Source organism: Oleiphilus messinensis, assembly GCF_002162375.1.
In the GTDB taxonomy this organism is placed as follows: domain Bacteria; phylum Pseudomonadota; class Gammaproteobacteria; order Pseudomonadales; family Oleiphilaceae; genus Oleiphilus; species Oleiphilus messinensis.
Genome location: NZ_CP021425.1, coordinates 5,269,741 through 5,292,845, shown reverse-complemented (window position 1 = coordinate 5,292,845; position 23,105 = coordinate 5,269,741). Strand labels below are relative to the sequence as shown.

21 protein-coding genes are annotated in these 23,105 nt (G+C 48.4%); 14 read left to right on the top strand and 7 right to left on the bottom strand.

Annotated elements, in window-relative coordinates; translation table 11 throughout:
- Positions 1–2: 2 nt before the first annotated feature.
- The 5 genes from ggt (at position 3) to OLMES_RS22935 (ending at position 5,669) form a co-directional block, all read left to right on the top strand.
- A complete protein-coding gene (gene ggt / locus OLMES_RS22955) occupies positions 3–1,772 on the top strand; it encodes a gamma-glutamyltransferase (protein ID WP_087463399.1) in 1,770 nt (589 codons plus the stop codon).
- Positions 1,773–1,795: 23 nt separating this feature from the next.
- Complete coding sequence (locus OLMES_RS22950) at positions 1,796–2,131, top strand: cupin domain-containing protein (protein WP_087463398.1); 336 nt, start codon at positions 1,796–1,798, stop codon at positions 2,129–2,131.
- 31 nt (positions 2,132–2,162) lie between these two features.
- On the top strand, positions 2,163–3,335 hold the full coding sequence (locus OLMES_RS22945; protein ID WP_198343090.1) for a cation:proton antiporter: 1,173 nt from the start codon (positions 2,163–2,165) through the stop codon (positions 3,333–3,335).
- 82 nt (positions 3,336–3,417) lie between these two features.
- Positions 3,418–4,014: an IS607 family transposase gene (locus tag OLMES_RS22940; RefSeq protein WP_087464629.1), complete on the top strand. Its 597-nt coding sequence runs from the start codon at positions 3,418–3,420 to the stop codon at positions 4,012–4,014.
- Positions 4,014–5,669, top strand: a complete 1,656-nt coding sequence (locus OLMES_RS22935) for an IS200/IS605 family accessory protein TnpB-related protein (RefSeq protein WP_087463397.1) — start codon at positions 4,014–4,016, stop codon at positions 5,667–5,669. The genes OLMES_RS22940 and OLMES_RS22935 overlap by 1 nt, the downstream gene beginning before the upstream one ends.
- A gap of 153 nt (positions 5,670–5,822) precedes the next feature.
- Here OLMES_RS22935 and OLMES_RS22930 read toward each other — a convergent pair whose 3' ends face one another.
- Entirely contained in the window at positions 5,823–6,410 is a 588-nt protein-coding gene (locus OLMES_RS22930; RefSeq protein ID WP_087463396.1) for a HupE/UreJ family protein, read from the bottom strand.
- Between the two features lie 453 nt (positions 6,411–6,863).
- On the opposite strand from OLMES_RS22930, the gene OLMES_RS22925 reads away from it, so the two are divergent.
- The gene (locus OLMES_RS22925) at positions 6,864–7,256 is read left to right on the top strand and encodes a hypothetical protein (protein ID WP_087463395.1); all 393 of its coding nucleotides are present in this window, start codon (positions 6,864–6,866) and stop codon (positions 7,254–7,256) included.
- A gap of 75 nt (positions 7,257–7,331) precedes the next feature.
- On the opposite strand, the gene OLMES_RS22920 is transcribed toward OLMES_RS22925, so the two are convergent.
- The 3 genes from OLMES_RS22920 to OLMES_RS22910 form a co-directional block, all read right to left on the bottom strand.
- Positions 7,332–7,733, bottom strand: coding sequence for a hypothetical protein (locus OLMES_RS22920; protein ID WP_087463394.1), 402 nt, complete (start codon positions 7,731–7,733; stop codon positions 7,332–7,334).
- A gap of 52 nt (positions 7,734–7,785) precedes the next feature.
- Entirely contained in the window at positions 7,786–9,318 is a 1,533-nt protein-coding gene (locus OLMES_RS22915; RefSeq protein ID WP_087463393.1) for a type VI secretion system contractile sheath domain-containing protein, read from the bottom strand.
- A gap of 155 nt (positions 9,319–9,473) precedes the next feature.
- The gene (locus tag OLMES_RS22910) at positions 9,474–9,944 is read right to left on the bottom strand and encodes an EAL domain-containing protein (RefSeq protein ID WP_087463392.1); all 471 of its coding nucleotides are present in this window, start codon (positions 9,942–9,944) and stop codon (positions 9,474–9,476) included.
- Between the two features lie 161 nt (positions 9,945–10,105).
- Between OLMES_RS22910 and OLMES_RS22905 the strand changes: the two genes are divergently transcribed.
- The gene (locus OLMES_RS22905; protein ID WP_087463391.1) at positions 10,106–11,761 is read left to right on the top strand and encodes an IS200/IS605 family accessory protein TnpB-related protein; all 1,656 of its coding nucleotides are present in this window, start codon (positions 10,106–10,108) and stop codon (positions 11,759–11,761) included.
- Between the two features lie 200 nt (positions 11,762–11,961).
- Here OLMES_RS22905 and OLMES_RS22900 read toward each other — a convergent pair whose 3' ends face one another.
- Positions 11,962–12,678: a glutamine amidotransferase-related protein gene (locus OLMES_RS22900; protein WP_087463390.1), complete on the bottom strand. Its 717-nt coding sequence runs from the start codon at positions 12,676–12,678 to the stop codon at positions 11,962–11,964.
- Between the two features lie 237 nt (positions 12,679–12,915).
- Here OLMES_RS22900 and OLMES_RS22895 point away from each other — a divergent pair, with 237 nt between their 5' ends.
- Positions 12,916–15,141, top strand: coding sequence for an AsmA family protein (locus OLMES_RS22895; protein WP_087463389.1), 2,226 nt, complete (start codon positions 12,916–12,918; stop codon positions 15,139–15,141).
- Positions 15,142–15,222: 81 nt separating this feature from the next.
- Here OLMES_RS22895 and OLMES_RS22890 read toward each other — a convergent pair whose 3' ends face one another.
- Positions 15,223–15,444 (bottom strand): hypothetical protein, encoded by a 222-nt coding sequence (locus OLMES_RS22890; protein ID WP_087463388.1) that lies wholly within the window; start codon positions 15,442–15,444, stop codon positions 15,223–15,225.
- Between the two features lie 352 nt (positions 15,445–15,796).
- Here OLMES_RS22890 and OLMES_RS22885 point away from each other — a divergent pair, with 352 nt between their 5' ends.
- From OLMES_RS22885 to OLMES_RS22865, 5 genes are all read left to right on the top strand, one after another.
- Positions 15,797–17,959 carry a GAF and HD-GYP domain-containing protein gene (locus tag OLMES_RS22885; protein ID WP_087463387.1) on the top strand — a complete coding sequence of 721 codons (2,163 nt, stop codon included), beginning with the start codon at positions 15,797–15,799 and terminating at the stop codon, positions 17,957–17,959.
- A 113-nt stretch (positions 17,960–18,072) separates the two neighbouring features.
- Positions 18,073–18,417, top strand: coding sequence for a metalloregulator ArsR/SmtB family transcription factor (locus tag OLMES_RS22880; protein ID WP_087463386.1), 345 nt, complete (start codon positions 18,073–18,075; stop codon positions 18,415–18,417).
- A gap of 174 nt (positions 18,418–18,591) precedes the next feature.
- Positions 18,592–19,611 (top strand): ArsJ-associated glyceraldehyde-3-phosphate dehydrogenase, encoded by a 1,020-nt coding sequence (locus OLMES_RS22875; protein ID WP_087463385.1) that lies wholly within the window; start codon positions 18,592–18,594, stop codon positions 19,609–19,611.
- A gap of 10 nt (positions 19,612–19,621) precedes the next feature.
- Positions 19,622–20,851, top strand: a complete 1,230-nt coding sequence (gene arsJ, locus OLMES_RS22870) for an organoarsenical effux MFS transporter ArsJ (RefSeq protein ID WP_087463384.1) — start codon at positions 19,622–19,624, stop codon at positions 20,849–20,851.
- 119 nt (positions 20,852–20,970) lie between these two features.
- Positions 20,971–21,417, top strand: coding sequence for a hypothetical protein (locus OLMES_RS22865; RefSeq protein WP_087463383.1), 447 nt, complete (start codon positions 20,971–20,973; stop codon positions 21,415–21,417).
- Between the two features lie 89 nt (positions 21,418–21,506).
- On the opposite strand, the gene OLMES_RS22860 is transcribed toward OLMES_RS22865, so the two are convergent.
- Positions 21,507–22,142: a gamma-glutamylcyclotransferase gene (locus OLMES_RS22860; protein WP_087463382.1), complete on the bottom strand. Its 636-nt coding sequence runs from the start codon at positions 22,140–22,142 to the stop codon at positions 21,507–21,509.
- Between the two features lie 197 nt (positions 22,143–22,339).
- On the opposite strand from OLMES_RS22860, the gene OLMES_RS22855 reads away from it, so the two are divergent.
- Positions 22,340–23,089, top strand: coding sequence for a DUF3348 family protein (locus tag OLMES_RS22855; RefSeq protein WP_087463381.1), 750 nt, complete (start codon positions 22,340–22,342; stop codon positions 23,087–23,089).
- The last annotated feature ends 16 nt before the right edge of the window (positions 23,090–23,105 follow it).

The window sequence follows — 23,105 nt, the reverse complement described above, 5'->3', positions numbered from 1 at the left end:
TCATGCACAGTGTAACCTCAAATCAGCACGAGCGTCATGGGCTTGTGCCCAAAGGCTTTAAAGCATTGTGGTTGGCGAGTTTGTTGTCTTTGCCGTTAGGGCTTTTTTCCGGCTGGGCCGGAGCTTCTGCCATACTTGAAGGGGATCGCAGTGTTCCGGTGCAGGGCCAGAACGGAATGGTCGTGACCAGTCATTATCTGGCAACCGACGAGGCTCTAGCAGTTTTGAAACGAGGTGGAAACGCAATCGATGCGGCGGTTACCGCAGCGTTTGCTCTGGCCGTTACTCAACCGCGATCCGGTAATATTGGTGGTGGTGGTTTCATGCTCATTTCTGCGGAGCAAAAGAACGAAGTAGTCGCGATTGATTATCGTGAAACAGCGCCAGCGGCCGCTACCGAGAAAATGTTTTTAAACCCGGAAGGTCAGGTGGACAATGAACTGAGTCGATTTTCACATAAATCAGCAGGGGTTCCCGGAACCGTTGCGGGTCTGGCGCTGGCTCTAAAACGTTATGGAACCCTATCCCTGGCAGACGCGCTGGCCCCGGCAATTCGGTTGGCTGAAGAGGGTTTTGAAGTGAGCCCTCGTTTCTTCGAGGGCGTGCAGGCGCGGAAAGACCGATTGGCCAAGTGGCCGTCAACCCGCGGTGTTTTCTTCAAAGCAAATGGTGAGCCGTATCAAATTGGCGAGCGTTTTACGCAGCCGGACCTCGCAAAAACCCTGAAGCGAATTGCGCAAAAAGGCATATCCGGGTTTTACGAAGGCGAGACCGCGGACTTGATTGTGGCGGAAATGAAACGGGGAGGGGGGCTGATCACCCATGAGGACCTGAAAAGCTATCAGCCGGTGGTCCGGGAACCGGTTAAAGGCCAGTATCGTGGTTATGATATTTACTCCATGAGCCCGCCAAGCTCGGGCGGCGTCCACATTATTCAACTTTTAAATATCTTGGAGCCCTTCCCGATATCCTATCTCGGGCATAACTCGGCACAAACGGTTCATTTGATGGCGGAAGCAATGAAGTATGCTTATGCTGACCGATCAAAATATCTCGGTGACAGTGATTTTGTATCGGTGCCAGTGACCGGGCTGACATCCAAAGCCTACGCACAGGAAATCAGTGCTCAAATCAATCGAAACCGTGCCCGTGACAGTGCATCCATCAATCCCGGCCAACCCATGCCTTATGAGAGCCCTGAAACGACACACTTTTCAATCGTAGATCGTTTCGGTAACGCGGTATCGAACACCTATACCATCAATTTCAGCTATGGTTCCCATATTGTAGTTGAGGGTGCGGGGTTCTTGTTAAACAACGAAATGGATGATTTCAGCGCGAAACCCGGTGAACCCAATACCTACGGTTTGATTGGTGGAGAGGCCAATAAAATTGAGCCAGGCAAGCGGATGTTAAGCAGTATGTCTCCGACAATTGTCAAAAAAGATGGCAAAAACTTTTTGGTCACAGGCAGTCCCGGTGGGTCTCGGATTATCACCACGACATTGCAGGTCATTATGAATGTCATCGATCATCGCTTGAATATTCAAGCGGCCGTGAATGCTCCGCGGATGCATCACCAATGGTTGCCTGATGAGCTGAGGATCGAGCAGGGATTCAGTCCGGATACAATCCGTATACTGGAACAAATGGGCCATCATATCCAACAAAAATCGGCGATGGGGGCTATTCAAAGTATCATGATCCAGAACGGAAAGTATTTTGGTGGTGCTGATCCTCGTCGCAGTACGTCATCCGCCCGTGGATTGTAGTTGTTTTACCGAGGGTAGTTTAAATGCTGACCAATCTATTTGCTAACCTGCCGGAAGACCTCAGTGAGGAAATATTTGAGCCGCTGTTAAAGTCTGGAAAGGTTCTGATCGAGCGGATTGTATCATACGGCCATTCATCACCGGCCCAGGGATGGTACGATCAAGCTCAAGAAGAGTGGGTGGTGTTGCTGAAAGGGGAAGCCAAAATCAGGCTGAGAGAGAATGATGAGCTTGTTCACCTGCAACCGGGAGATTTCTTGCACTTACCGGCCCACTGTTGTCATCGTGTTGAATGGACTGTGCCAGATACGGAAACCATCTGGCTTGCGGTGCATATTTCCGAGTCCGAAAAGTCTTAAACTTTAAAAATAACGAGAAAAAATACTACCCGTGAATACAGATGATTATCCCGCGATGTTGGTGGTGGGGGCGTTGTTGCTGGTCGGTTGGATCGCGCACACGGCAGGCAAGCGTGTACACATACCAAGAGTCACAATATTGTTGATTGTTGGTGTTATTTCCGGGCCTGCTGTACTGGATTTAATTCCTTCCAGCATCGCAGACTGGTTTGTCCATGTCACCCATGTCGCGCTGGCGATGGTCGGGTTCTTACTGGGTGGCAGTTTTACCCGGAAGGAAATGAAGGCGACGGGTAAAGTCGTGTTGGCGGTATCCATTGGGGAAACACTTGGCGCTGCAGTTGCGGTGTTTTTGGTTGCATTGCTGTGTCAACTGGACCTTGTTACTGCGTTGCTGCTGGCCGGTATTGCACCCGCTTCCGCGCCTGCTGCGACGCTGGACGTTATCCGGGAAAATCACGCCCACGGTCCTCTGGCAAAAACTGTACTGGGCGTTGTCGCAATAGATGACACTTGGGGAGTTATCCTGTTCAGCTTACTTCTGGCATTTGCTGAGGCCATTCGCGGGCACGGTGATCCGCTGCACGAACTGGCGACCGCGTGCTGGGAGCTGGGTGGAGCGATTGGGTTAGGGGTGATCCTTGGCATACCCATGGCGTGGTGTACCGGGCGGCTGAATAAAGGTGAACCGACTGTTCTCGAGGCTGCCGGATTTGTTTTGCTCTGTGGTGGTCTTGCGGTTTGGCTTGATGTGTCCTATTTGCTGGCATGCATGACACTGGGAGCAATGGTGGCTAATTTTGCAAAACACCATAAACGTTCTTTTCGGGATATTGAAGGCGCCAGTGAGCCGTTTTTAGTTATTTTCTTTTTGCTCGCAGGTTATGCACTCGAGTTCAGTGCCTTGTTAACCTTGGGGGTTGTCGGTGGTGCTTACATCATCGCTCGTAGCTTTGGCCTGATTGTCGGGGGCTCGGTCTCGGCACGTATGGTGAACGCAGCACCGCAAATACAGCGCCATATTGGCTGGTGTCTGCTGCCGCAAGCCGGTGTTGCCTTGGGACTTGCGCTTTTGGTGGCAGAACGCATACCGGATGTGGGGGCGCAAATTCTGACGCTGATTATTGCGACAACGGTGGTATTCGAACTTGTGTCACCTTCGATCACAAGGCGTCATTTAAAATTGGCTGGAGAGGGGCTTTAACAGTCAACTAAATACTTGACTAAACCTACTCATATACAGTAGCTTGTACAGTATTGTGTTCTCATGGATGGAGGTGATGATTATGGCTGAATTTTTATCGATAGGCGCTGCCGCTTTTCTGCTGGGTGTGGCCGTTTCCACCCTTCGTCGCTGGGAAAAAGAATCACGATTTTTCTCAGATTTCCGTACGCCGGGTGGCCATCGTCGTTACGCGCTTGATAAACTTTTAGCCTTTTGCGGTCAGTCGACTGCTGATAAGCAACGCAGAACGATCTGTTATGCACGCGTCTCTTCTCATGATCAGAAAAAAGATTTGCAAACGCAAATTGCTCGCTTGCAAAAGCATGCCAGAGAGGCTGGCTATGAAGCCGTCGAAACCATTGATGATCTTGGCTCAGGATTAAACTATAAAAAACGGGGATTAAAGCGATTAATTAAGTTGATTTGTCAGCGTAAGGTAAAACGACTGGTTATCGTTCATAAAGATCGCTTACTCCGATTTGGGGCTGAATTGTTATTTGCGCTTTGCCAGTTTTACGGTACGGAGGTTGTCATTCTTGAGGAAGTTGAAGAAAACGTTGAACAGCAACTTTGCCATGATGTGTTAGCGTTAATGACGGTCTTCAGTGCGCGATTGCATGGTTCACGTAGTCGTAAAAATCAACGAGCCATCGCCTAGTGGATACGCCAACGAAAACACTCACGTTTGAAACCCGGCTTGATTTGATTCATGAGCAGGATGCAGCATTGTGTCAATATGCCGAGCTGTGGAATCAAGTGAAGTTTCGTTGGTTTGCTAACTTACAAAAGCCTAAAGCCCAGCAATTGAATCGTACCCAGTTTATGCATGAAATGGGGATGCCGTTCAGCTATCGGGTATTTCAAGGCGTACGGCAAAGTATTAAAGGCTTAATCCAGTCTTACCAAACCAATCGAAACAACCGACTGGTTACGCTGGACGTTAAAATCAAACAGCTGGAGAAGACGCTCAACAAGCTAAATAAGCGCTGTGATCATGTTGCAGAGAAAGGCTGCCCGCAACAGGCGAAACAACTTCGCAACAGGTTACGACAGAAGGAAGTTAAACTGCGTCGTTGGCAGCAAAAGCAGTCCGCCTTGGTGGCCGAAAAACAGGAAAACAAAACACCGATTTGTTTTGGTGGTCGAAAGCTGCTGAAAGAGCGTCAAGCGTTAGAAACGGGTTCGGCCATTGAAGGCTGGAAACAACGCTGGCACGAAGCACGACACCGCGAATTTCTATTAGTGGGTTCTCATGATGAATCCTGGGGCTGTCAAAATGCCCAGCTATCGCCCAGTGAGCAAGAAGGTGCTTACCAGCTAAAACTCTTTGTGCCCCATCAATTACGCGCCACGTTTGGCACGACCATTAACATTGATCACCTGCAATTCAAGCATGGTAAGGCGGCTATTGCCCAAGCCGTTTGGCAGAATCAGGTTAAAAAACACGATAAATCAATCAAAGGGCAACCCCTGAGTTTTCGATTTAAGCGAGACAAAAAAGGTTGGCGGTTACTCGTTAGCGTGGAAGTGACAGGACCAACAGAGCAAGCAGAGTGGATCGATGATGACCAAGGTGTCATCGGTGTGGATGTCAACCCGGATCACTTAGCGGTCGTTGAGCTGGATCGAAACGGTAACCCACTGCAACACCGAACGTTTGACTTACCGTTACACTATAAGAATGATGCTCAACGAGCGGCTATTATTGGGGATGCCGTACGAGACCTGATGGACTTTGCCGCACAGCAAGGTAAAGCGGTGGTGATCGAAAAGCTGGATTTTCAGCAGAAGAAACGGCAATACCAAAAGCAGGATCATCCTCAGTATGCCCGCATGTTGAATGCCTTTGCTTACGGCAAGATCAAGGACTTGCTTGAAACGCAAAGCATTAAACGCGGTATACGCCTTTATCACGTCAATCCGGCTTATACCTCATTATTGGGGCGGATAAAATATCGCGATCGACACGGTTTCTCAGATCACCATGCCGCCGCGTTAGTGATTGGTCGTCGGCATTATGGCTTTAAAGAAAAGCCGCCAAAACAACTCATTGGTATTAACGCGAAGGGTACCGTTAAGACCGAGCATCCGCCTGTAAGGATGGCGCTCGGGGATTATCAGTATTACCACAAACTTCAGCGTTGGTACCAACCACTCGAAAAATCATTAGATTTTCTGAGTGGCTGGCGTCACTTTCGTCGTGTGAATCGGGTTAGTTACTCCGTTGAGGCTCGCCTTGACGGTAGACCGGGCATGAGTCCCGACTTGATTCAGGAAAGCACTACCTTGCTTTCCGCGCACCCTGCGCTGTAGGGATAGGCTCGTTTAAACCTTGAGTAGGTTTAAGCAGGTTTATGAAAACGGTGAAATCCGCACGTTGCATAGCAACGTGCAGAAGCGGCTACCGTGTTGCGTGATATAGCGCTAATTTACCAACAATCTTCTTGGTAAATTAGCTGACATAAATTAACCCAGTGCTAATACAGTTCCCGCAGAAGCGATAATCGCGCCGGCCAGACGGCTGGCAAAAACCGCGTTGAAAGATTTGAAGCCTTGACCCAAAGCAATACCCGCACCGTGCAGTAGTGCGGTTGCAATTGCGAAACCTGCTCCGTAAGCAATTGCGCTGCTCGCCAGTGGCATTTCAGTACCATGGGCATGACCATGAAATACTGCGAATACAGCAACCAGCATTGTGCTCAATATTGCCGGGAACTTCATTGCTGCGGCGATGACAACACCCATGACGATTACCGAAGCGAGAATGCCGCCCTCAACATAAGGTAGCGCAATACCAGCGATCCCCATTAAACCGCCCATGATCATAACGGCGACGAATGTAAGCGGTAATGTGAAGACTGCGCGTCCGCCCATCTGTGCCGCCCAGATACCCACAGCGACCATCGCCAGCATATGATCCAGGCCTCCCAGTGGATGGCCAAAACCGGCAAACATACCTTGAGCTCCTGTTCCGGTGTGAGCAAATGCCAGAGAAGGTAGCAAGGCCACGCTCGCAAGTAAGGCCACATTGGCTTTGAGAATACCATTTTTCATATATTGTCCCCTATTTTGGAAAGTTGCGTATTAATCGCTGCTCTAGTTTTCATGTTTGGTGCACGTAGTTACAAATACGTAGTTAAAAATACATAGTTACAAAGATGTAGTTATAAACACTTAGTTATAAACACTTAGTTTTAAATGCTTAGCTACAAATTCATAGTTGCAAATCGGTGATCATTTCACGGTTGCAGGTCGTGAATTCAATATACAGATACCGCTAAGTGATTCAACGGAAATTCTAGCGTGAAAAGGCAATAAAAGTGCCACCGTTTGTACAGCAGAAGCAATTAGTGCCAGAGAGAATATTGGTCTTTTACAAGGCTGTCAAATCACGGTCAAACCAGAGTCACATTGTACTGGCATAGTTAGATGCTCTGAATCTTGGCTGCTGTCTGCATTAGCTTTGAGACAAGAACCTTAAATTGTAGCCCGGTTACAGTGCTGATAATGATAATTATTGCAATTGATACCACTCATTCCAACAATGATGAGGCTGGACACATGATTGAATCTCCCGTGTTGAACCGACCCGCATCAGTTTACAGTTTTACTGATCATCCAAAATTATACCTGAAAGATGAACGCAAGATTGATTCCTATTTATCCTTGCCGATTTTAGATACCGAATCATTTTCAAATCTCGATGACGGACGTTACCGCTGGCAAATATTAGGCTGTTGGACAAAGTATGATCCGACTGTTGAAGCATCGCTCTATCGAAGAGAGGATGGTGCAGCATACGGATTCCCTAAATTTGGTCGTACCGCCCTTTGTTTGTTGACGGGTTATCGGCGCAAGTTGACGATGGGGGAATTCCTGGGCACGTCAAAGATTGATTAGCGTTGTTTAAAATAAACTGGCGTTGTTTAAGTGTCGAGTGTGTTTATTTAATTCGATAGTACTCGCAATTGCCCGTCAAAACGATTTGAGTGATCTCAGGAATAAACCGATTCCCCCGATTGCCAGAACCAGTATGGTGATCAAGTCAAATGCACTCATTGAGCGCATCGAAAAGTGAATTGATGATATAACGCCAAAAATGAGTGCGGTGATGGAACCCAGGGTCAGAATCCAGCCGATGATATTTTTGGCGTTATAAAACACGAGCCCGATACCAATCATGAAGGGGATCATAACCATGCCCGTGGTGATGCCCATTGTTCCTCCCAAAGCAGAGAAACTATAGAGTCTCATGCCCATACCAAAGCTGCTGGTGACGACGATTGAATTGAGGAGCAGATAAAATCCACCACACATCATAATCAGGCCAATGATGAATTGGCCGATACCACCAGACGTTCCGCCTGCTCCTCGCATTGATACTGTCTCCGTATTGTTGGGATGGTTGTTGTATTGTCAGGGTAAATGGTTAGCGTGTCCAACCGCCGTGTAGACTCGTATTCGGTTTGATCGAATTGATTCCGGGAATAATGATACTGTCTTTGTTCTGAATGGATCGCAGTACTGCTAACCCCGCATCATGTAACCGTTTGGACGCCGCATCGGTAAGGTATATCTCGGCGCAAGGTGTTGTGACCGTTTCGCCATCTTCAGTGTAGACGTGCATCGGAAATCCATCGATCTGACCAACGGCATCGGTCTGGATTTGCCACCCGGACTGACTGTATTGCTCTGCAATCATCAGGGCTCCTAGCCATGCGCCACTGCCCCATAAATAATAGTTGTGGGCGTTGTTTGCAGGTAATTCCTCGAATTCAAATTCTCGAGTAGGAGCCGTTCGTTTTCCGTACGGGAGGCGTAGCATATGTCGTACAGCATAGAATGCAGCATGTTCGCTGCCTGGCATTGCGCGCACCTGTTGCCAGGACGCCATGACGTCGTTTTCAGGCAGGCTCTGCCAATCATCCGGGTCGGGTGTGCGATTCAGTGAGTCGCAGCCCGCCCAGGCCGGGCTGGCTGAGGAGAGGAGGGTACCGCCACTTGACTGGGCTAAATGAATACAGTGGGTAGCCGCAGCCAGGTGATCCGCCCGCGGTTGGAAAGTATAGTCCGCCAGGATTACTCGGAATGGCGTTCCGCCTTCGGTTTGACGTTCGGAAACTATTTTTTTGTAGAGTTGTGAGGCTTCCAATGTCTCGCTGGTGCCGGCATCTTCGATTACCGCCTCTAGATCCGTATCCAGTATGAAAACTTTTAATCGGTTATCGGTTTCCAGTTTTTTAGTGAGTTGGTACAGCGCACGCCAACTGGATTCCAGCGCCTGAAAGCGACTGTGGTGCATGATCTTGCGCATTAGATCGCTGACCGCTTCATCAACAACGGCAAGCATTTCCTTTTGACGAGGATCGGCTTTCGGTTGGACAAAGGGGGCGACAATTGATTTAACCAACTGCTCGATGTCGTAATTCGGTCCACTCGGTGTGGGGGCTTGTGCCAAAATACTGTCAAGTAAGGAATCGCCGTACCCAGCTGTCTGATCTGTGCTGGTTGCAGTTGCAGTTGCGGTTGCCGGGTCAGATGAGGTTGCTGGTGCAAGATCTTCCGACCAGCCCATAATTTCCTGGGCGGCAGCATCAAACTTATTGCGGTCTTTCAGGCGGTGTTTTAAGCCACGAAATTTCGCAAACAAAGGCATGCGTTCATAAATGAAATCAGGGTGCATATCGTCCAGCTCATTGAAACAGATCGGCTCTTCTGTGAGTGAGGAGGCAAACTGAACGTTGAGTGCGCTGAACACGTCATCAAAGTTATCACGATCAACCTCGATGCATTTGCCGGTCGAAACAGGATTGACTCCGGTTCCGTGGCGGCCGCTGAAATTAGCCATAATCAAAATATGCAGAGGGTCCGCTCCGCTGGCTGCAGGGGGAGTCCTTTTGGCAGTACTGTTTTTGTCCTGGTACAGGGGGATTGATCCGGTACTGATAGTCGCTCGAGACATAGCTGGGGTCCTTGCTGAATAAGTCAAAATTTCTGCGGCCAGAGGTGTGTATTTGATATGCTCCGGAATGACAACCTAAAGCGCTTCAATGGCAGTATAGGCAGTATAGTAAGCTACAGAGCGATTTTGAAACAGATCCCGCTCTGCATAACAATCTATTGGGCTAGCTTGACGGGGGCTGAATTCCGGGTCAGCCAATCCAGCAACTGGTTCAAGCTCATCGGTTTTGCGACGAAGTAACCTTGTACCGCATCACAGTCTTCAGTTTTCACGAGATTGTATGTTTCAAGATTCTCCACCCCTTCTGCAACGATAGACATTTGGAAGTCTCGGGCCAGTTGAACGGATGAGCGTAATATCGCTAAGCCATGTTCGTTTTTCATGGCATCACTGACAAATCCACGGTCGATTTTCAATTCGGTAAAGGGGAGTTCTTTTAGTCGATCCAGAGATGAATATCCGGTACCGAAGTCATCAATCGAAAGCGAGAAACCCAAGAGATGCAGTCTAGTCAGTACCTCAAGCATATTTGTTCGATGGCGGGCGATTCTCGATTCTGTGACCTCAATGACAATGCTTTCCGGGGGAATATCGTTTTTTCGTAGGGTTTTAACAGTTAACGAAATACTTGACTAAACCTACTCATATACAGTAGCTTGTACAGTGTTTTTTTCTCATGGATGGAGGTGATGATTATGGCTGAGTTTCTATCGATAGGCGCTTCCGCTTTTCTGCTGGGTGTGGCCGTTTCCACCCTTCGTCGTAAAAATTAACGAGCCATCGCCTAGTGGATACGCTAACGAAAACACTCACCTTTGAAACCCGGCTTGATTTGATTCATGAGCAGGATGCGGCATTGTATCAATATGCCGAGCTGTGGAATCAAGTGAAGTTTCGTTGGTTTGCTAACTTACAAAAGCCTAAAGCCCAGCAATTGAATCGTACCCAGTTCATGCATGAAATGGGGATGCCGTTCAGCTATCGGGTATTTCAAGGCGTACGGCAAAGCATTAAAGGTTTAATCCAGTCTTACCAAACCAATCGAAACAACCGGCTGGTGACGCTGGACGTTAAAATCAAACAGCTGGAGAAAACGCTCAACAAATTAAAGAAGCGCTGTGATCATGTTGCAGAGAAAGGCTGCCCGCAACAGGCGAAACAACTTCGTAACAGGCTACGACAGAAGGAAGTGAAACTGCGTCGTTGGCAGCGAAAGCAGGCCGCCTTGGTGGCCGAAAAACAGGAAAACAAAACACCGATTTGTTTTGGTGGTCGAAAGCTGCTGAAAGAGCGACAAACACTAAAATCCAATGAAGGGGTCAGGGATTGGCAATGTCGCTGGCACGAAGCGCGACACCGTGAATTTCTATTAGTGGGTTCTCATGATGAATCCTGGGGCTGTCAAAATGCCCAGCTATCGCCCAGTGAGCAAGAAGATGCTTACCAACTAAAACTCTTGGTGCCCCATCAATTACGCGCCACGTTTGGCACGACCATTAACATTGATCACCTGCAATTCAAGCATGGTAAGGCGGCTATTGCCCAAGCCGTTTGGCAGAATCAGGTTAAAAAACACGATCAATCAATCAAAGGGCAACCCCTGAGTTTTCGATTTAAGCGAGACAAAAAAGGTTGGCGGTTACTCGTTAGCGTGGAAGTGGCAGGACCAACAGAGCAAGCAGAGTGGATCGATGATGACCAAGGTGTCATCGGTGTGGATGTCAACCCGGATCACTTAGCGGTCGTCGAGCTGGATCGAAACGGTAACCCACTGCAACACCGAACGTTTGACTTACCGTTACACTATAAGAATGATGCTCAACGGGCAGCCATTATTGGGGATGCCGTACGCGACCTGATGGACTTTGCCGCACAGCAAAGTAAAGCAGTGGTGATCGAAAAGCTGGATTTTCAGCAGAAGAAACGGCAATACCAAAAGCAGGATCATCCTCAGTATGCCCGCATGTTGAATGCCTTTGCTTACGGCAAGATCAAGGACTTGATTGAAACGCAAAGCATAAAACGCGGCATACGCCTTTATCACGTCAATCCGGCTTATACCTCATTATTGGGGCGGATGAAGTATCGCGACCGACACGGTTTTTCAGATCACCATGCGGCCGCGTTAGTGATTGGTCGTCGGCATTATGGCTTTAAAGAAAAGCCGCCAAAACAACTCATTGGTATTAACGCGAAGGGTACCGTTAAGACCGAGCATCCGCCTGTAAGGATGGCGCTCGGGGATTATCAGTATTACAACAAACTTCAGCGTTGGTACCGACCACTCGAAAAATCATTAGATTTTCTGAGCGGTTGGCGTCACTTTCGTCGTGTGAATCGGGTTAGTTACTCCGTCGAGGCTCGCCTTGATGGTAGACCGGGCATGAGTCCCGACTTGATTCAGGAAAGCGCTACCCTGCTTTCCGCGCACCCTGCGCTGTAGGGATAGGCTCGTTTAAACCTTGAGTAGGTTTAAGCAGGTTTATGAAAACGGCTCATATGATCCTACCGCAAAGCCTCAGAGGTGGAGCATACCTTTGCTGGTTGACATTGATCCTCTTTTCATAATAGGCGGTTTACGCCGAAATAGACAACTTTTCACCGCCTTTTGCTGAGGCTTTCCAGGGTAATCTGGCAGGTTGCTTAGCCGCGCTTAAATAGCGTCTCAAACCAGTTCAGAACCACTGCAGAGTGCAATTCCTTCGACAAGGATTGTTCACCGTTTTGCACGATTTGCTCGCCAATGCAGGTACGTCGGATATTCATAAGCTGACGGGAGTAATCAGGTGTAAATTCCGGGTGGGCCTGGCAGGTCAGAACCTGTTCATCGATCAGGCAGATTGCATTCGGGCAGAAAGCGCTGCCTGCGATACGTTTCGCCCGTGGAGCCATGCGAATCACTTGGTCCTGGTGGCTGACAATCAAGGATAAGTGGGATCGTGCCCCAGGCAACCACTCCGGACTGTGGTCCAACTCATAGTCATGAACTCCCACTCCCCAACCAACGGAAGCCTTGCGAACCTCTCCCCCCAATGCAAGATGGATAATCTGGTGCCCGAAGCAAACGCCGGTAATTTTATCGCCTCGTTCGTATAGCGTGCGGATGAATGCCTTTAGCGCGTTAATCCACGGTCGGTCTTCGTACGCGCCAAATTTACTGCCCATAATGACCCAGCCATCCATTTCCGGAATGGGGGAAGGCAGTTGCTCATCAATCGCAGAGTAATTGCAAAACTCCAGATCGAGATCGCATCGTTGGGCTGCGCGCGCAAACATTTCTGGATAGCTGTGATACTCATCTTTCAGGTGATCGTAGAGATAATCACAATCGATTATGGCGATAGTTTTTCGCGTGTTCATATGGGTTACCTGATTAGGTGGCGTACTGTCCGGCTCGGCGCGTTAATCATACTCTACACGCAGCTCAAATCATTAAGCAAATATCACGCCCCTAATATCTTTTTCCAGCTGGCATTGAAAAGTCTTGGGAGGTTGGTATTTTGGTTGGGCAAGTAACGTATTTTCGACCAAAATACAGGGTATCGATCGGAATGATTATTTCGAGTCTTCAAGCGAAAACAGGAAGTGTGAACTCATATGCGTCGTATCGTAAAAATATTCGGATTTATTGTCATATTCTTGCTAGTTTTATTGCTGATGCTAGCCGTCGCTTTGCCTTCGCTGGTGAATCAATTCAAGCCGGAAATCGAAAAAGTTGTCAAAGAACAAACCGGACTGACTCTCGCATTAAAAGGCGACATTGGCCTGTCGATCTATCCTTTTCTGGGCGTTGCAATCAGTGATGTGCAACTGGACGAACCGAACGGTGAGCGATTTGCAGAAGTCGGAGAACTAAAAGCCAGTGTCGCGTTAATACCATTGTTTTCCGGACAGGTCGGGGTAGATCGGATACTGGTCTCGAAGGCTCGCCTGAATTTGCGAAAAGGCGAGGATGGTCGAGGCAACTGGGAAATCATCAGTGCAACCCAGGCGGCCAAGCCGAAACAGGAAGCGCCGGAAGCCAAGCCGGATCAGCCCAGTGGCGAATTACCCCAGTTGAATATCCTGGCATTCAATATAGAGGATACCGCTTTGAACTTTGTGGATCAGCAAAGCGGGCAAAGTGTCGCGTTGAAAGACTTCTCGCTGGGGCTTGAGGATGTTTCGCTGGGTGCTGCGTTTCCCGTATCGCTCGGCTTTGTTGTGGAGGCAGCAAAACCAAAAACGACGCTGCAGGCATCGTTGAAATCGGAGATCAAAGTTTCCAAAGACATTAAAAAAATTGCGCTCTCGGATCTGAATACCCAGCTTAGCGTGACCAGTGAAGCAACCCAGGGAAAAACCTTGAACTTTGATATTCGTACCGGGGTCGAGGTTGATCTGGCTGAGCAGTTGTTGGCTATTCAGGAATTTGTACTGCAATTCGAGAATTTGAAAGTACAGTCCAATGTCCAGGTTTCCAATTTTGAAGCACCAGTGATCCAGGGGGATTTATCGATCCCTGCTTTTTCCGCACAGGCATTATTGGCGAAGATGGGAACACCTGTTTCCATGTCAGACCCGAAAGCACTCTCAGCTGTTTCGTTTAAAACATCGATGTCGATGCGTGATAACCTGCTCACCATCCCTGATATTGTTATGGCTCTTGACCAGACTACGTTTCGTGGTGGTGTCACTGTAAATACCGTATCCCAGGCCATCACGGTTGCACTGAGCGGAGACCGTATTAACCTGGATCACTATTTGCCACCCGGCAAAGAGGGGGAAGCCGCTCCTGTGCCTGCTCCGGTACCGACCGATAAACCGCAGAGTAGCGGAAATGAGCCGTTGATCCCGGTTGAGGTGCTTCGCCCACTGGATCTCAGTGTGAGCTTGAAGCTGGCTGAGGCGACCTTGAAGGACTATGTTACGAATAATATGGAAATATACCTGACCGCCAAAAATGGCTTGTTGGAGCTCCATAAAGCTGATGCAACGTTATACGATGGAACCTTGAAGACCAAGGCATCGCTTGATGCGCGGACAGATCAGGTTCGCTACAGTTTTAAAAATGACATCATGAATGTGAACGCGGATAAATTTCCCAAATCACTGACGCGGCAAGAGTTCATGTTTGGTCTGTTAAAAATCCAGCCACAAGGAAAAATCAACGTCAACACACGCTATCAAAGTCAGGGCAACTCCTTGAATTCGATTCTGGAAAACGGCAACGCGAATCTGGATCTTTACCTGGAGAAAGGTGCGCTGGAGGAATTGGAACTGTTGACGGATTTATACCAATTGGCATCCAAATTTGACCAGAACGTGCAAGATACCTCCAAGCTTGTGGCGGCAACACCCTTTAAAGACCTTAAAACCCAATTTGCGCTGGAAGGTTCTCAACTCCATCACAAGCAATATCGCCTGCAGTTAAATCGGGACGCAGATTTGCTCGGGTCGGGTGAAGTGGATCTGGCAAAACGAACGCTGGAATACCGTTTTAATCTGACACCGACGGCTGAGTTTATCGAGAAAGAAAGTAAATGGGCGACAGCGTTTCGTAATATTCCGCTCAACTATGTCTGTAAAGCAGACCTGAACCAAAGCCCGGTACCCGCTTGTAAGGTTGATCGTAGTGCAATTGAAAAAGCAGCAACACAGGCGGTTAAAGATAAAGCCAAGACCAAAGCCGTCAAGGAAATTGATCGCTTTTTCGACAAGCGTAAGGCGGAAAAGGATGCCAAACAAGCTGAAAACCCAGATGCGGAGAAGTCTGAAAAGCAACAGCGTAAAGATGCTTTGGAAGAGGCGGGACGAGAGGTTCTGAAAGGGCTTTTCAAATAACGTTTTTGGGCATCAAAATACCGCCCTGAGTGGCGAAGTTGCTCAGGGCGGTGCCTCAGAGGGGGCGCAAGAACAGGATGTTCAGTGCTCGTGAGACGCCTGATGTTGATACAGGTTTTCAACAAAAAACAGAGCCGCGGCGATGACAAGCAGGCCAGTGGTGAACAGGCTGTAGCCTTCCATTGTGCCTTCAATCGCGCAGTGTGTGAGGAACATGGCAATATCGATAAACAGCAGACCGATAATACCGCCTTGGATGTAATCTTTAAATTGATCAAAAAGTGTAGGTTGGATGTCGTTCAAAGTATAGCTCCTTTAATTATCAAATCGTGAAACAGCACGACAACCGCGCTGCAAGGATCACCCTGACTTTGTTATTTTTGGGGACAGCTACTTCTTGGATATTGCCTGGAATTGATAGGGCACGCCCATCGCGTGACCCTATTAAATTTAGCAAAAATTGATCAATTAACAAATTTTGATCAGTTAACAGGATTGAACAATGCCGTTGGAATGGCGGTCATTCATGCTACTGTTAGAAGAGCCCGTTTCAAGAGAGCCAAAGTTGATAGAACCAAAAGTTGATAGAACCAAAAGTTGAGCTATCGTGTGATAGCGTTTGTTGGTAATCAAACTGTTGCATTGCGGAGGACTCATGGATTCCAAAGTCTACGATACTTTGATCCGGATCGGTCAAAAGTTATTTGCCGAAAATGATTTATATAATCTGTGCGAAATGATTATAGACGAGGCCCAGGCGATAACCTGCGCAGAGGGGGGAACCCTTTATTTAGTTGATCAGCAACCGCCGCAACAGCTGACCTTTTGTATCGTACATAATAAAAAACTGCATCAATATGAAACTCATTTCGGTTCACGCTCCGCCGGGTTGAAGCCGATCCCGTTGAAAACATCCGATGGCCAGCCAAATGTGACCCATATCGCCGCCAGTGCAGCAAATCGGCGTGAAATCATAAATATTGAAGATACGTACCAGAACACCCAGTTTGATTTCAGTGGCGCTCATACTTTTGATGAGGAAGCGCAGTACCATACCCAGTCTGTGTTGGCCGTGCCTTTGGTAAATGATGTCAGTGAACTGGTCGGGGTTTTGCAGTTGATCAATGCCCGTGAGCCGGACTCTTTAGCGGTTGTCCCTTTCTCGCGGGAACAAGAGCCGGTAATTGCGACACTGGCATCGTTTGCGGCCTTGGCCATCAATGCGCAGAATTTGGCGAATACCAATAAGGATCTGTTGATCAAGCTGTCCTGTCAAAGCAATACGCAACTTCTGATGGAAAGTATTCTCGATGAGGCGCAAAAACTGACCCAGGCAGATGGCGGCTCCCTGTATCTATTAAATGATTCAGGGGACGTACCGGTTTTAGAGTTCATCGTGGTTCGCAATGCTACGCTCGGCTTAAATTACGGTGGCGCAACCGGACAGGCCATTCCCTTTCAACCCATTGCACTCTATGAGCTGCGTAATGGCAAGCGATACCCCAATGCCAACAATGTTGTAACCTCATGTGTGCATTTACGTCGTGAAGTCGTCATTGATGATGCGTATCGGGAAGAAGGGTATGATTTTTCAGGCACGCGCCATTTTGATGAACAGACCGGTTACCGGTCAAAATCGTTTTTAACCCTGCCACTGATCGATCATAACAAAGAGGTCATCGGGGTATTGCAATTGGTGAATGCCCGGGATCCCTTCAGTCAGTCCGTGGTACCGTTTTCAAAGCGTGTTGTGCCACTGGTCAAGGCGTTGGCGACTTATGCTGCGATTGCTCTGGATAATCAGTTACTCGTTCACGAATTAAAGGATTTACTGGATAACTTCATTCAATGTATCGCCAAAGCGATTGATGCCAAATCGCCCCATACCTCGGGGCATTGTCAACGGGTGCCCTTGTTAACAGAGTTGCTCGCCCAAGCCGCCTGTAATGACACTAAAACCTACGGGACCTTCAATCTTGATGCGGATGGTTGGTACGAATTGCATGTTGCCGCCTGGCTTCACGATTGTGGCAAACTTTCGACGCCGGACTCGGTTCTGGATAAGTCGACGAAGCTGCATGGCCTCAAGGATGGTATAGAAGCAATCAATGCACGCTTTGCTGCGCTGCGACAGGAAACTCAGGTCCGGTATTTACACCAGATAATCGACAACCCGGGGCGCCGCACGGAATTGCAACAGCAAATGCAGGATGCATTGACCGTATTGGATGTGGACAGGGAATTTATCAACCGCTCAAATCAGGGGGCCGAATTTTTGTCCGAGGAAGATCGGGCCCGTATTGTCCAGATTGGAAAACATGAATGGACTGATGCCCATGGCGAGATTGTACCGATTTTATCCGCCGAGGAAATTTATAACCTCTCCATAGAAAGAGGAACCCTCAATCAGGAAGAGCGCCAGATTATCAATAACCATATTACGGTTACCATCGATATGCTGGAATCTCTGCAATTCCCCAAAAAGCTGCGACGCGTGCCGGAGTATGCCGGGGGGCACCATGAAAAGATGGATGGCACCGGGTTTCCCAAAGGCCTGAAACGGGATGAAATGTCGATCCCGGCCCGCATGATGGCGATCGCCGATATCTTTGAAGCCTTGACCGCAAAAGACAGGCCCTACAAAGCGCCCATGAAAATTAGCCAGGCATTGTCCATCATGCAGAAAATGCGTGATGCCGAACATATTGATGCCGACTTGTATCACTTGTTTTTGAATGCGCGGGTGTGGGAACAGTATGCACTTAAGGTTTTAAGCCCTGAGCAGCTTGATGTCTCCAGTATTGACACATTTCTTTAACGACCAGTGAAGTTACTCGATTTTTGCAGCGCCCATGGCAAAAAACAGTATATATGAAATTTCATATATGTTAGGCTCACGCGCTTCGATCAAACCGTTTATTCAGGACATCCATGAGCCCCTTGCAGTTCTATAAGTGCCTTGCAGATGAAACTCGCCTCCGTTGTTTATTGCTTATTCAAAGTGAAGGTGAGCTCTGTGTTTGTGAACTTATGGCGGCTTTGGATGAGGTACAACCCAAAGTATCCCGTCACCTGGCGCAGTTGCGGAAATGTGAGTTGTTACAAGACAGACGACAAGGACAATGGGTATTTTATCGGATTAATCCGGCGTTGCCTGAGTGGGCGAAATCAGTCTTGGATATTAGCGCTGTAGAAAATTCGTCATGGTTGCTGGATAACATAACACGCTTGGGCAGTATGGGTGATCGTCCAGAGCGTGTGTCCCGATGTTGCTGAAATCAGGCAAAAAAATTTACCACTATATATCTGAAAAAACATATATATGGTAAATGTTATGTTATCCCGGTATGAGTATTATCTTGAGCAATCGCACCAGACCACGAATGAAATACTTTACGGAATACAGGTTTGATTCTTTTAGACATTTTTTAGCGTGTATGAGGTACAAATATGGCCATCAGAATTGGTATTAACGGATTTGGCCGCATGGGGCGGTTAACCCTTCGTGCCGCGTTTGAACGTTCAGATATTGATACGGACAATGTATTCCACTTCGTCCAGATTAACGACCCCGCAGCAGATGCGGATGCACTGGCCCACTTGTTGAATTTTGATTCGGTGCATGGTCGCTTTTCGTCGGAGGCCCACGCAGAAGGTGACGAACTATGGGTCAACGGTCAGCGAATCCGGTGCAGTCGCAATAAAAATATTGAGGATACAGACTGGTCAAGTTGCGATGTTGTGATTGAAGCCTCGGGGAAAATGAAATCCAAGGCAATTTTACAAGCGTATCTGGATCAAGGGGTCAAGCGGGTTGTGGTAACAGCGCCTGTGAAGGAAGAAGGTGTATTGAATGTGGTCATGGGCGTAAATGATCAGCTTTTTGATCCTGATATGCATCAAATCGTCACAGCCGCGTCCTGTACCACCAACTGTCTGGCGCCTGTGGTTAAGGTGATCCATGAGTCACTGGGTATTGAGCATGGTTCAATGACTACGATTCATGATATTACCAATACACAGACGATTCTCGATGCACCCCACAAAGACCTGCGCCGTGCGCGTGCATGCGGTATGAGTTTGATTCCGACCACAACAGGCTCGGCGACCGCGATTACGCATATCTTCCCTGAATTAAAAGGGCGCCTGAATGGCCACGCCGTGCGTGTACCACTGGCCAATGCATCGCTCACTGATTGTGTCTTCGAGGTGAAACAGCGCACGTCGATAAATGAGGTTAATGCATTACTCAAGGAAGCCGCGAATACCGCCCTGTCGGGCATTCTGGGTTATGAGGAACGACCCTTGGTTTCAATTGATTACAAAACGGATCCTCGATCCAGCATTATCGATGCGCTGTCAACCATGGTTATCAATGATACCCAGGTCAAAATCTACGCCTGGTACGACAACGAGTGGGGATATGTCAATCGCACGATTGAACTGGTGCGCTTCGTGACGGAAAACTGATTGGGAAAAGATGATGAGCTGGTCTGCACTTACCCCCGAAATTCGGCAATACCTTCTCGTCACAGGTAACTACTGGGCGTTTACCTTGACGGATGGCGCCCTGCGTATGCTTGTAGTGCTGCATTTTCACGGGTTGGGGTACAGTCCGCTGCAAATCGCGATGTTGTTTCTGTTTTACGAAATTTTCGGTGTCGTGACCAATCTGGTTGGCGGATGGCTGGGGGCTCGGCTCGGATTGAACCGGACGATGAATCTGGGATTGGCTTTGCAGGTGGTGGCCTTGTCCATGTTGCTGGTGCCTGCCGCCTGGCTGACCGTGCCCTGGGTTATGGCGGCGCAGGCCTTGTCTGGCATTGCCAAAGATCTCAATAAAATGAGTGCGAAAAGCTCGATCAAACTACTGGTGCCAAAGGATGCACAATCGACGCTCTACTTGTGGGTTGCGCGCCTGACCGGGTCGAAAAATGCGTTAAAAGGCATTGGTTTTTTCCTTGGCGGGATTCTGCTTTCCCTGTACGGATTTCAAGGTGCTGTTTTGTCAATGGCGCTGGTGCTCGCGCTGATCTGGGTCAGCAGTATGATTTCGCTCAAAAAGGATTTGGGAAAAGCCAGGAACAAGCCTAAATTTACCGAAATTTTCTCCAAAAGCCGTTCAGTTAATATTTTATCTGCTGCGCGTCTGTTTTTGTTCGGTGCTCGTGATGTATGGTTCGTCGTTGCGTTGCCAGTGTATTTGGCGGCAACCTTGGCATGGGATCATTCTGCAGTGGGCGGTTTTCTGGCGGCCTGGGTCATTGGTTACGGTTTTGTACAAACATTGGCTCCAAGGATTACCCAGCGTAAGAACGGAACTGCTCCAGACGGTGCAACGGCTTTCCGTTGGGCTTGTCTGCTGTTATCTACGCCAGTGTTGATTGCACTTTCGCTAGAGGCCGGGTTAAGTGCGTATTGGGGATTATTACCCGGGCTGCTGTTATTTGGAGCGGTGTTTGCAATAAATTCGTCACTCCATAGCTATTTAATTGTCAGTTATGCCGGTGAAGATGGCGTTTCCCTGGATGTTGGCTTCTACTACATGGCCAATGCAATGGGCCGGCTTTTAGGTACAGTTTTGTCTGGATGGCTCTTTCAAAGTTACGGCTTGGTTACCTGCCTGTGGGTTTCTGCTGTTTTTATCGGGATTACTGCCGTAATTTCCCTGGCTTTGCCTGTCCATGAACCTCTTTCTGAGTCGCATTAATCATCTGTAATGTCGACTTTCTCACAGTTCAGGCCGCTCCCCAAAGCGTTTTGAGGGGAGGGCATGATTCTTATCGCCTACTTAAGTAATTCAAATGCAGATTACAGTGGGTGCTTATCATGAAAACAGAACTTTTGACCTTTTCTTTTTTTGTCCTTGTTTCCATGTTCAGTCAGACAATTCTGGCCAGTGACCGTCATGTTCACCTTAACGGTGAGCATCTGGCCGCAGAAGATATTCAATTGATGGATCAACTTTGGGGAACCCGAGTCGCCGATGGCTTTTACTGGCTGGATGAACAAACGGGTGCCTGGGGCTTTGAGGGCAGCCAGTTGACGATTGGCGTACTTCAGGCGGTGGTGGAGTACAATCAGCAGGTACAAAATGTTCAGGCTCAATACGGGCAGGCCTACTATTCTGCTGATACCGCAGCTTATGAGGATGAGTACCACAAAACCACCGATATTAATATGTCACAAAACGGTTCTGTGGTCAGCGGTAATGTAAATGGTCAGAACTGCACTTACGCTTCCGCAGGCGGTACAACATTTCGCATGTGTGATTAATTCCCGGTTTCAGCGTCTTTCCTGAGTCCTTGCGTATACTTCGCAACCTGGCTATTCACTGGCCGGGTTTTTTTTGTTTTCGGTCCGCGTTATGGTTCGCAGTCCAGGTAGGCTCTAACCTGGTCAGCTACCGCGAAAACATGTTCATCCTGTACTTCCAATTCGCCTAACGCACTCGCTAATTGTAAAACATAGTCACTATTGCGCCCGCTGGGGCCAGAGCTGAATGCGATTTGCTTTGCGATTTGCGCAATGGGGGCTGCGCCCAGAAATGCGGAGTTGTGCTCAGGGGCAATGTAAACCAATCCCTCAAGCTGTTCATGGGGTGAAAAATGTACGGCTAACTTCACTCTCAAGTACCCGTTCTTTTCCCGGTGATCCAGATGCGTAAATACTTCCGGGGTAATGCAGTAGGCCATGCCGCCGCAGCGTGCTTCTTGCTCTTGTATTAATGTGACCACACGACCTGGCGCATCCGGTGTGCCGCGGTGATCATGGGAGCCCTGCCAAAAACGCCTGGAATAATGTTGAATATAGGCTGGTTTACGTTCCAGATAAGGAAAGTCAACTTTGTAGATCAAGGAGCCATAGGCAAACAGCCAAACCCTGTCGGCATTCGCAAAGTGATTATTTTTTTGATTTTCCGCAATCGTGTTTGCTGAGCACACGGGGTTGTTGTCCTCTAATTGTTTGTTGCTGTTCAGGTTTGGATGTGAAGCATTCATTTTGTCCTCTTGATCAGTGCATATGCAAGCGGATAGTGTGGGATTCTTTCTTGAATATTTTGTGATATGAGCGATAATGCAGGGCGAAATTAACCCGCTATTTCAAACTTGATTTGTTCGTGATCGCACAAAACCTACTCGCCATTGCGGCGCATTAGTGTATCTATGCCCTACGCCCACACGCTGAATTGTCCTTGATGAGCCAAGCTTTTTCCAACGTATCCCTGTATGGGTCGCGATTGATCCGTGCGTTGACTGATCTTGCAGTTGCAGATGTGGATCTGTCCCATGACCATTTTACGGATCGATTGGCCGGTTTGGTGGATATCTCCGGATCAATTACGTTGTCCGATGCCCATAGCCAGAGCCGTCGTCTGGAGTTTGTGGCGGAGTCAGTTTCCAGTGAAACATTGCAAATGAGCTTTGCAGAGGTTCGCACGAACCTGGTGAAGGGAATATTGCAAAGTTTTGTGCCAGGGCAACGGGGGATGCGGATCAAGCTCCCGAAAGAAGAACGTACTGAGGAGGCAGAACCCCTGGGTTTCGAACCCTACCATCGCTTTTATGCTGCCCATCAACGTGATATGGAAGCAAAGGTGCGAAGGCTGCATGATCAAATTCGAGACCAGGTTGCTGTTATATCGCCAGAGTTGGCGAAAATTACGATTCTCGATCGGGCGTTCTCGGATATTTTGCAATCCTATGCGCGCAAGAGCTTAGCGGTTACGCCGCGACTTTTGGGTACCCGTTTTCGATTTCTGCAGCGGGAAAACAAGGTCCGGGCAGAAGCCCGTGAGCAATCTGCAAGTAAGCTTTGGCTCACTGAAGATACTGGATTGATAGCATTTTGCCATGAAATGAAAACCGTGCTTTTAGCGGAACTGGAAGTTCGATTGCTGCCAGTGATGGCGCTCATTGAGGCTGCGAATTCCGCACAACCCCAGTGATCCGGAATATTGATTG

Bases quoted from the DNA above. Each gene is read 5' to 3' on its own strand.
- ggt (WP_087463399.1), top strand. From the start codon at position 3: ATGCACAGTGTAACCTCAAATCAGCACGAGCGTCATGGGCTTGTGCCC.
- OLMES_RS22950 (WP_087463398.1), top strand. From the start codon at position 1,796: ATGCTGACCAATCTATTTGCTAACCTGCCGGAAGACCTCAGTGAGGAA.
- OLMES_RS22940 (WP_087464629.1), top strand. From the start codon at position 3,418: ATGGCTGAATTTTTATCGATAGGCGCTGCCGCTTTTCTGCTGGGTGTG.
- OLMES_RS22930 (WP_087463396.1), bottom strand. From the start codon at position 6,410: ATGAAAAATGGTATTCTCAAAGCCAATGTGGCCTTACTTGCGAGCGTG.
- OLMES_RS22925 (WP_087463395.1), top strand. From the start codon at position 6,864: ATGATAATTATTGCAATTGATACCACTCATTCCAACAATGATGAGGCT.
- OLMES_RS22920 (WP_087463394.1), bottom strand. From the start codon at position 7,733: ATGCGAGGAGCAGGCGGAACGTCTGGTGGTATCGGCCAATTCATCATT.
- OLMES_RS22915 (WP_087463393.1), bottom strand. From the start codon at position 9,318: ATGTCTCGAGCGACTATCAGTACCGGATCAATCCCCCTGTACCAGGAC.
- OLMES_RS22900 (WP_087463390.1), bottom strand. From the start codon at position 12,678: ATGAACACGCGAAAAACTATCGCCATAATCGATTGTGATTATCTCTAC.
- OLMES_RS22895 (WP_087463389.1), top strand. From the start codon at position 12,916: ATGCGTCGTATCGTAAAAATATTCGGATTTATTGTCATATTCTTGCTA.
- OLMES_RS22885 (WP_087463387.1), top strand. From the start codon at position 15,797: ATGGATTCCAAAGTCTACGATACTTTGATCCGGATCGGTCAAAAGTTA.
- OLMES_RS22880 (WP_087463386.1), top strand. From the start codon at position 18,073: ATGAGCCCCTTGCAGTTCTATAAGTGCCTTGCAGATGAAACTCGCCTC.
- OLMES_RS22875 (WP_087463385.1), top strand. From the start codon at position 18,592: ATGGCCATCAGAATTGGTATTAACGGATTTGGCCGCATGGGGCGGTTA.
- arsJ (WP_087463384.1), top strand. From the start codon at position 19,622: ATGATGAGCTGGTCTGCACTTACCCCCGAAATTCGGCAATACCTTCTC.
- OLMES_RS22865 (WP_087463383.1), top strand. From the start codon at position 20,971: ATGAAAACAGAACTTTTGACCTTTTCTTTTTTTGTCCTTGTTTCCATG.
- OLMES_RS22860 (WP_087463382.1), bottom strand. From the start codon at position 22,142: ATGAATGCTTCACATCCAAACCTGAACAGCAACAAACAATTAGAGGAC.
- OLMES_RS22855 (WP_087463381.1), top strand. From the start codon at position 22,340: ATGAGCCAAGCTTTTTCCAACGTATCCCTGTATGGGTCGCGATTGATC.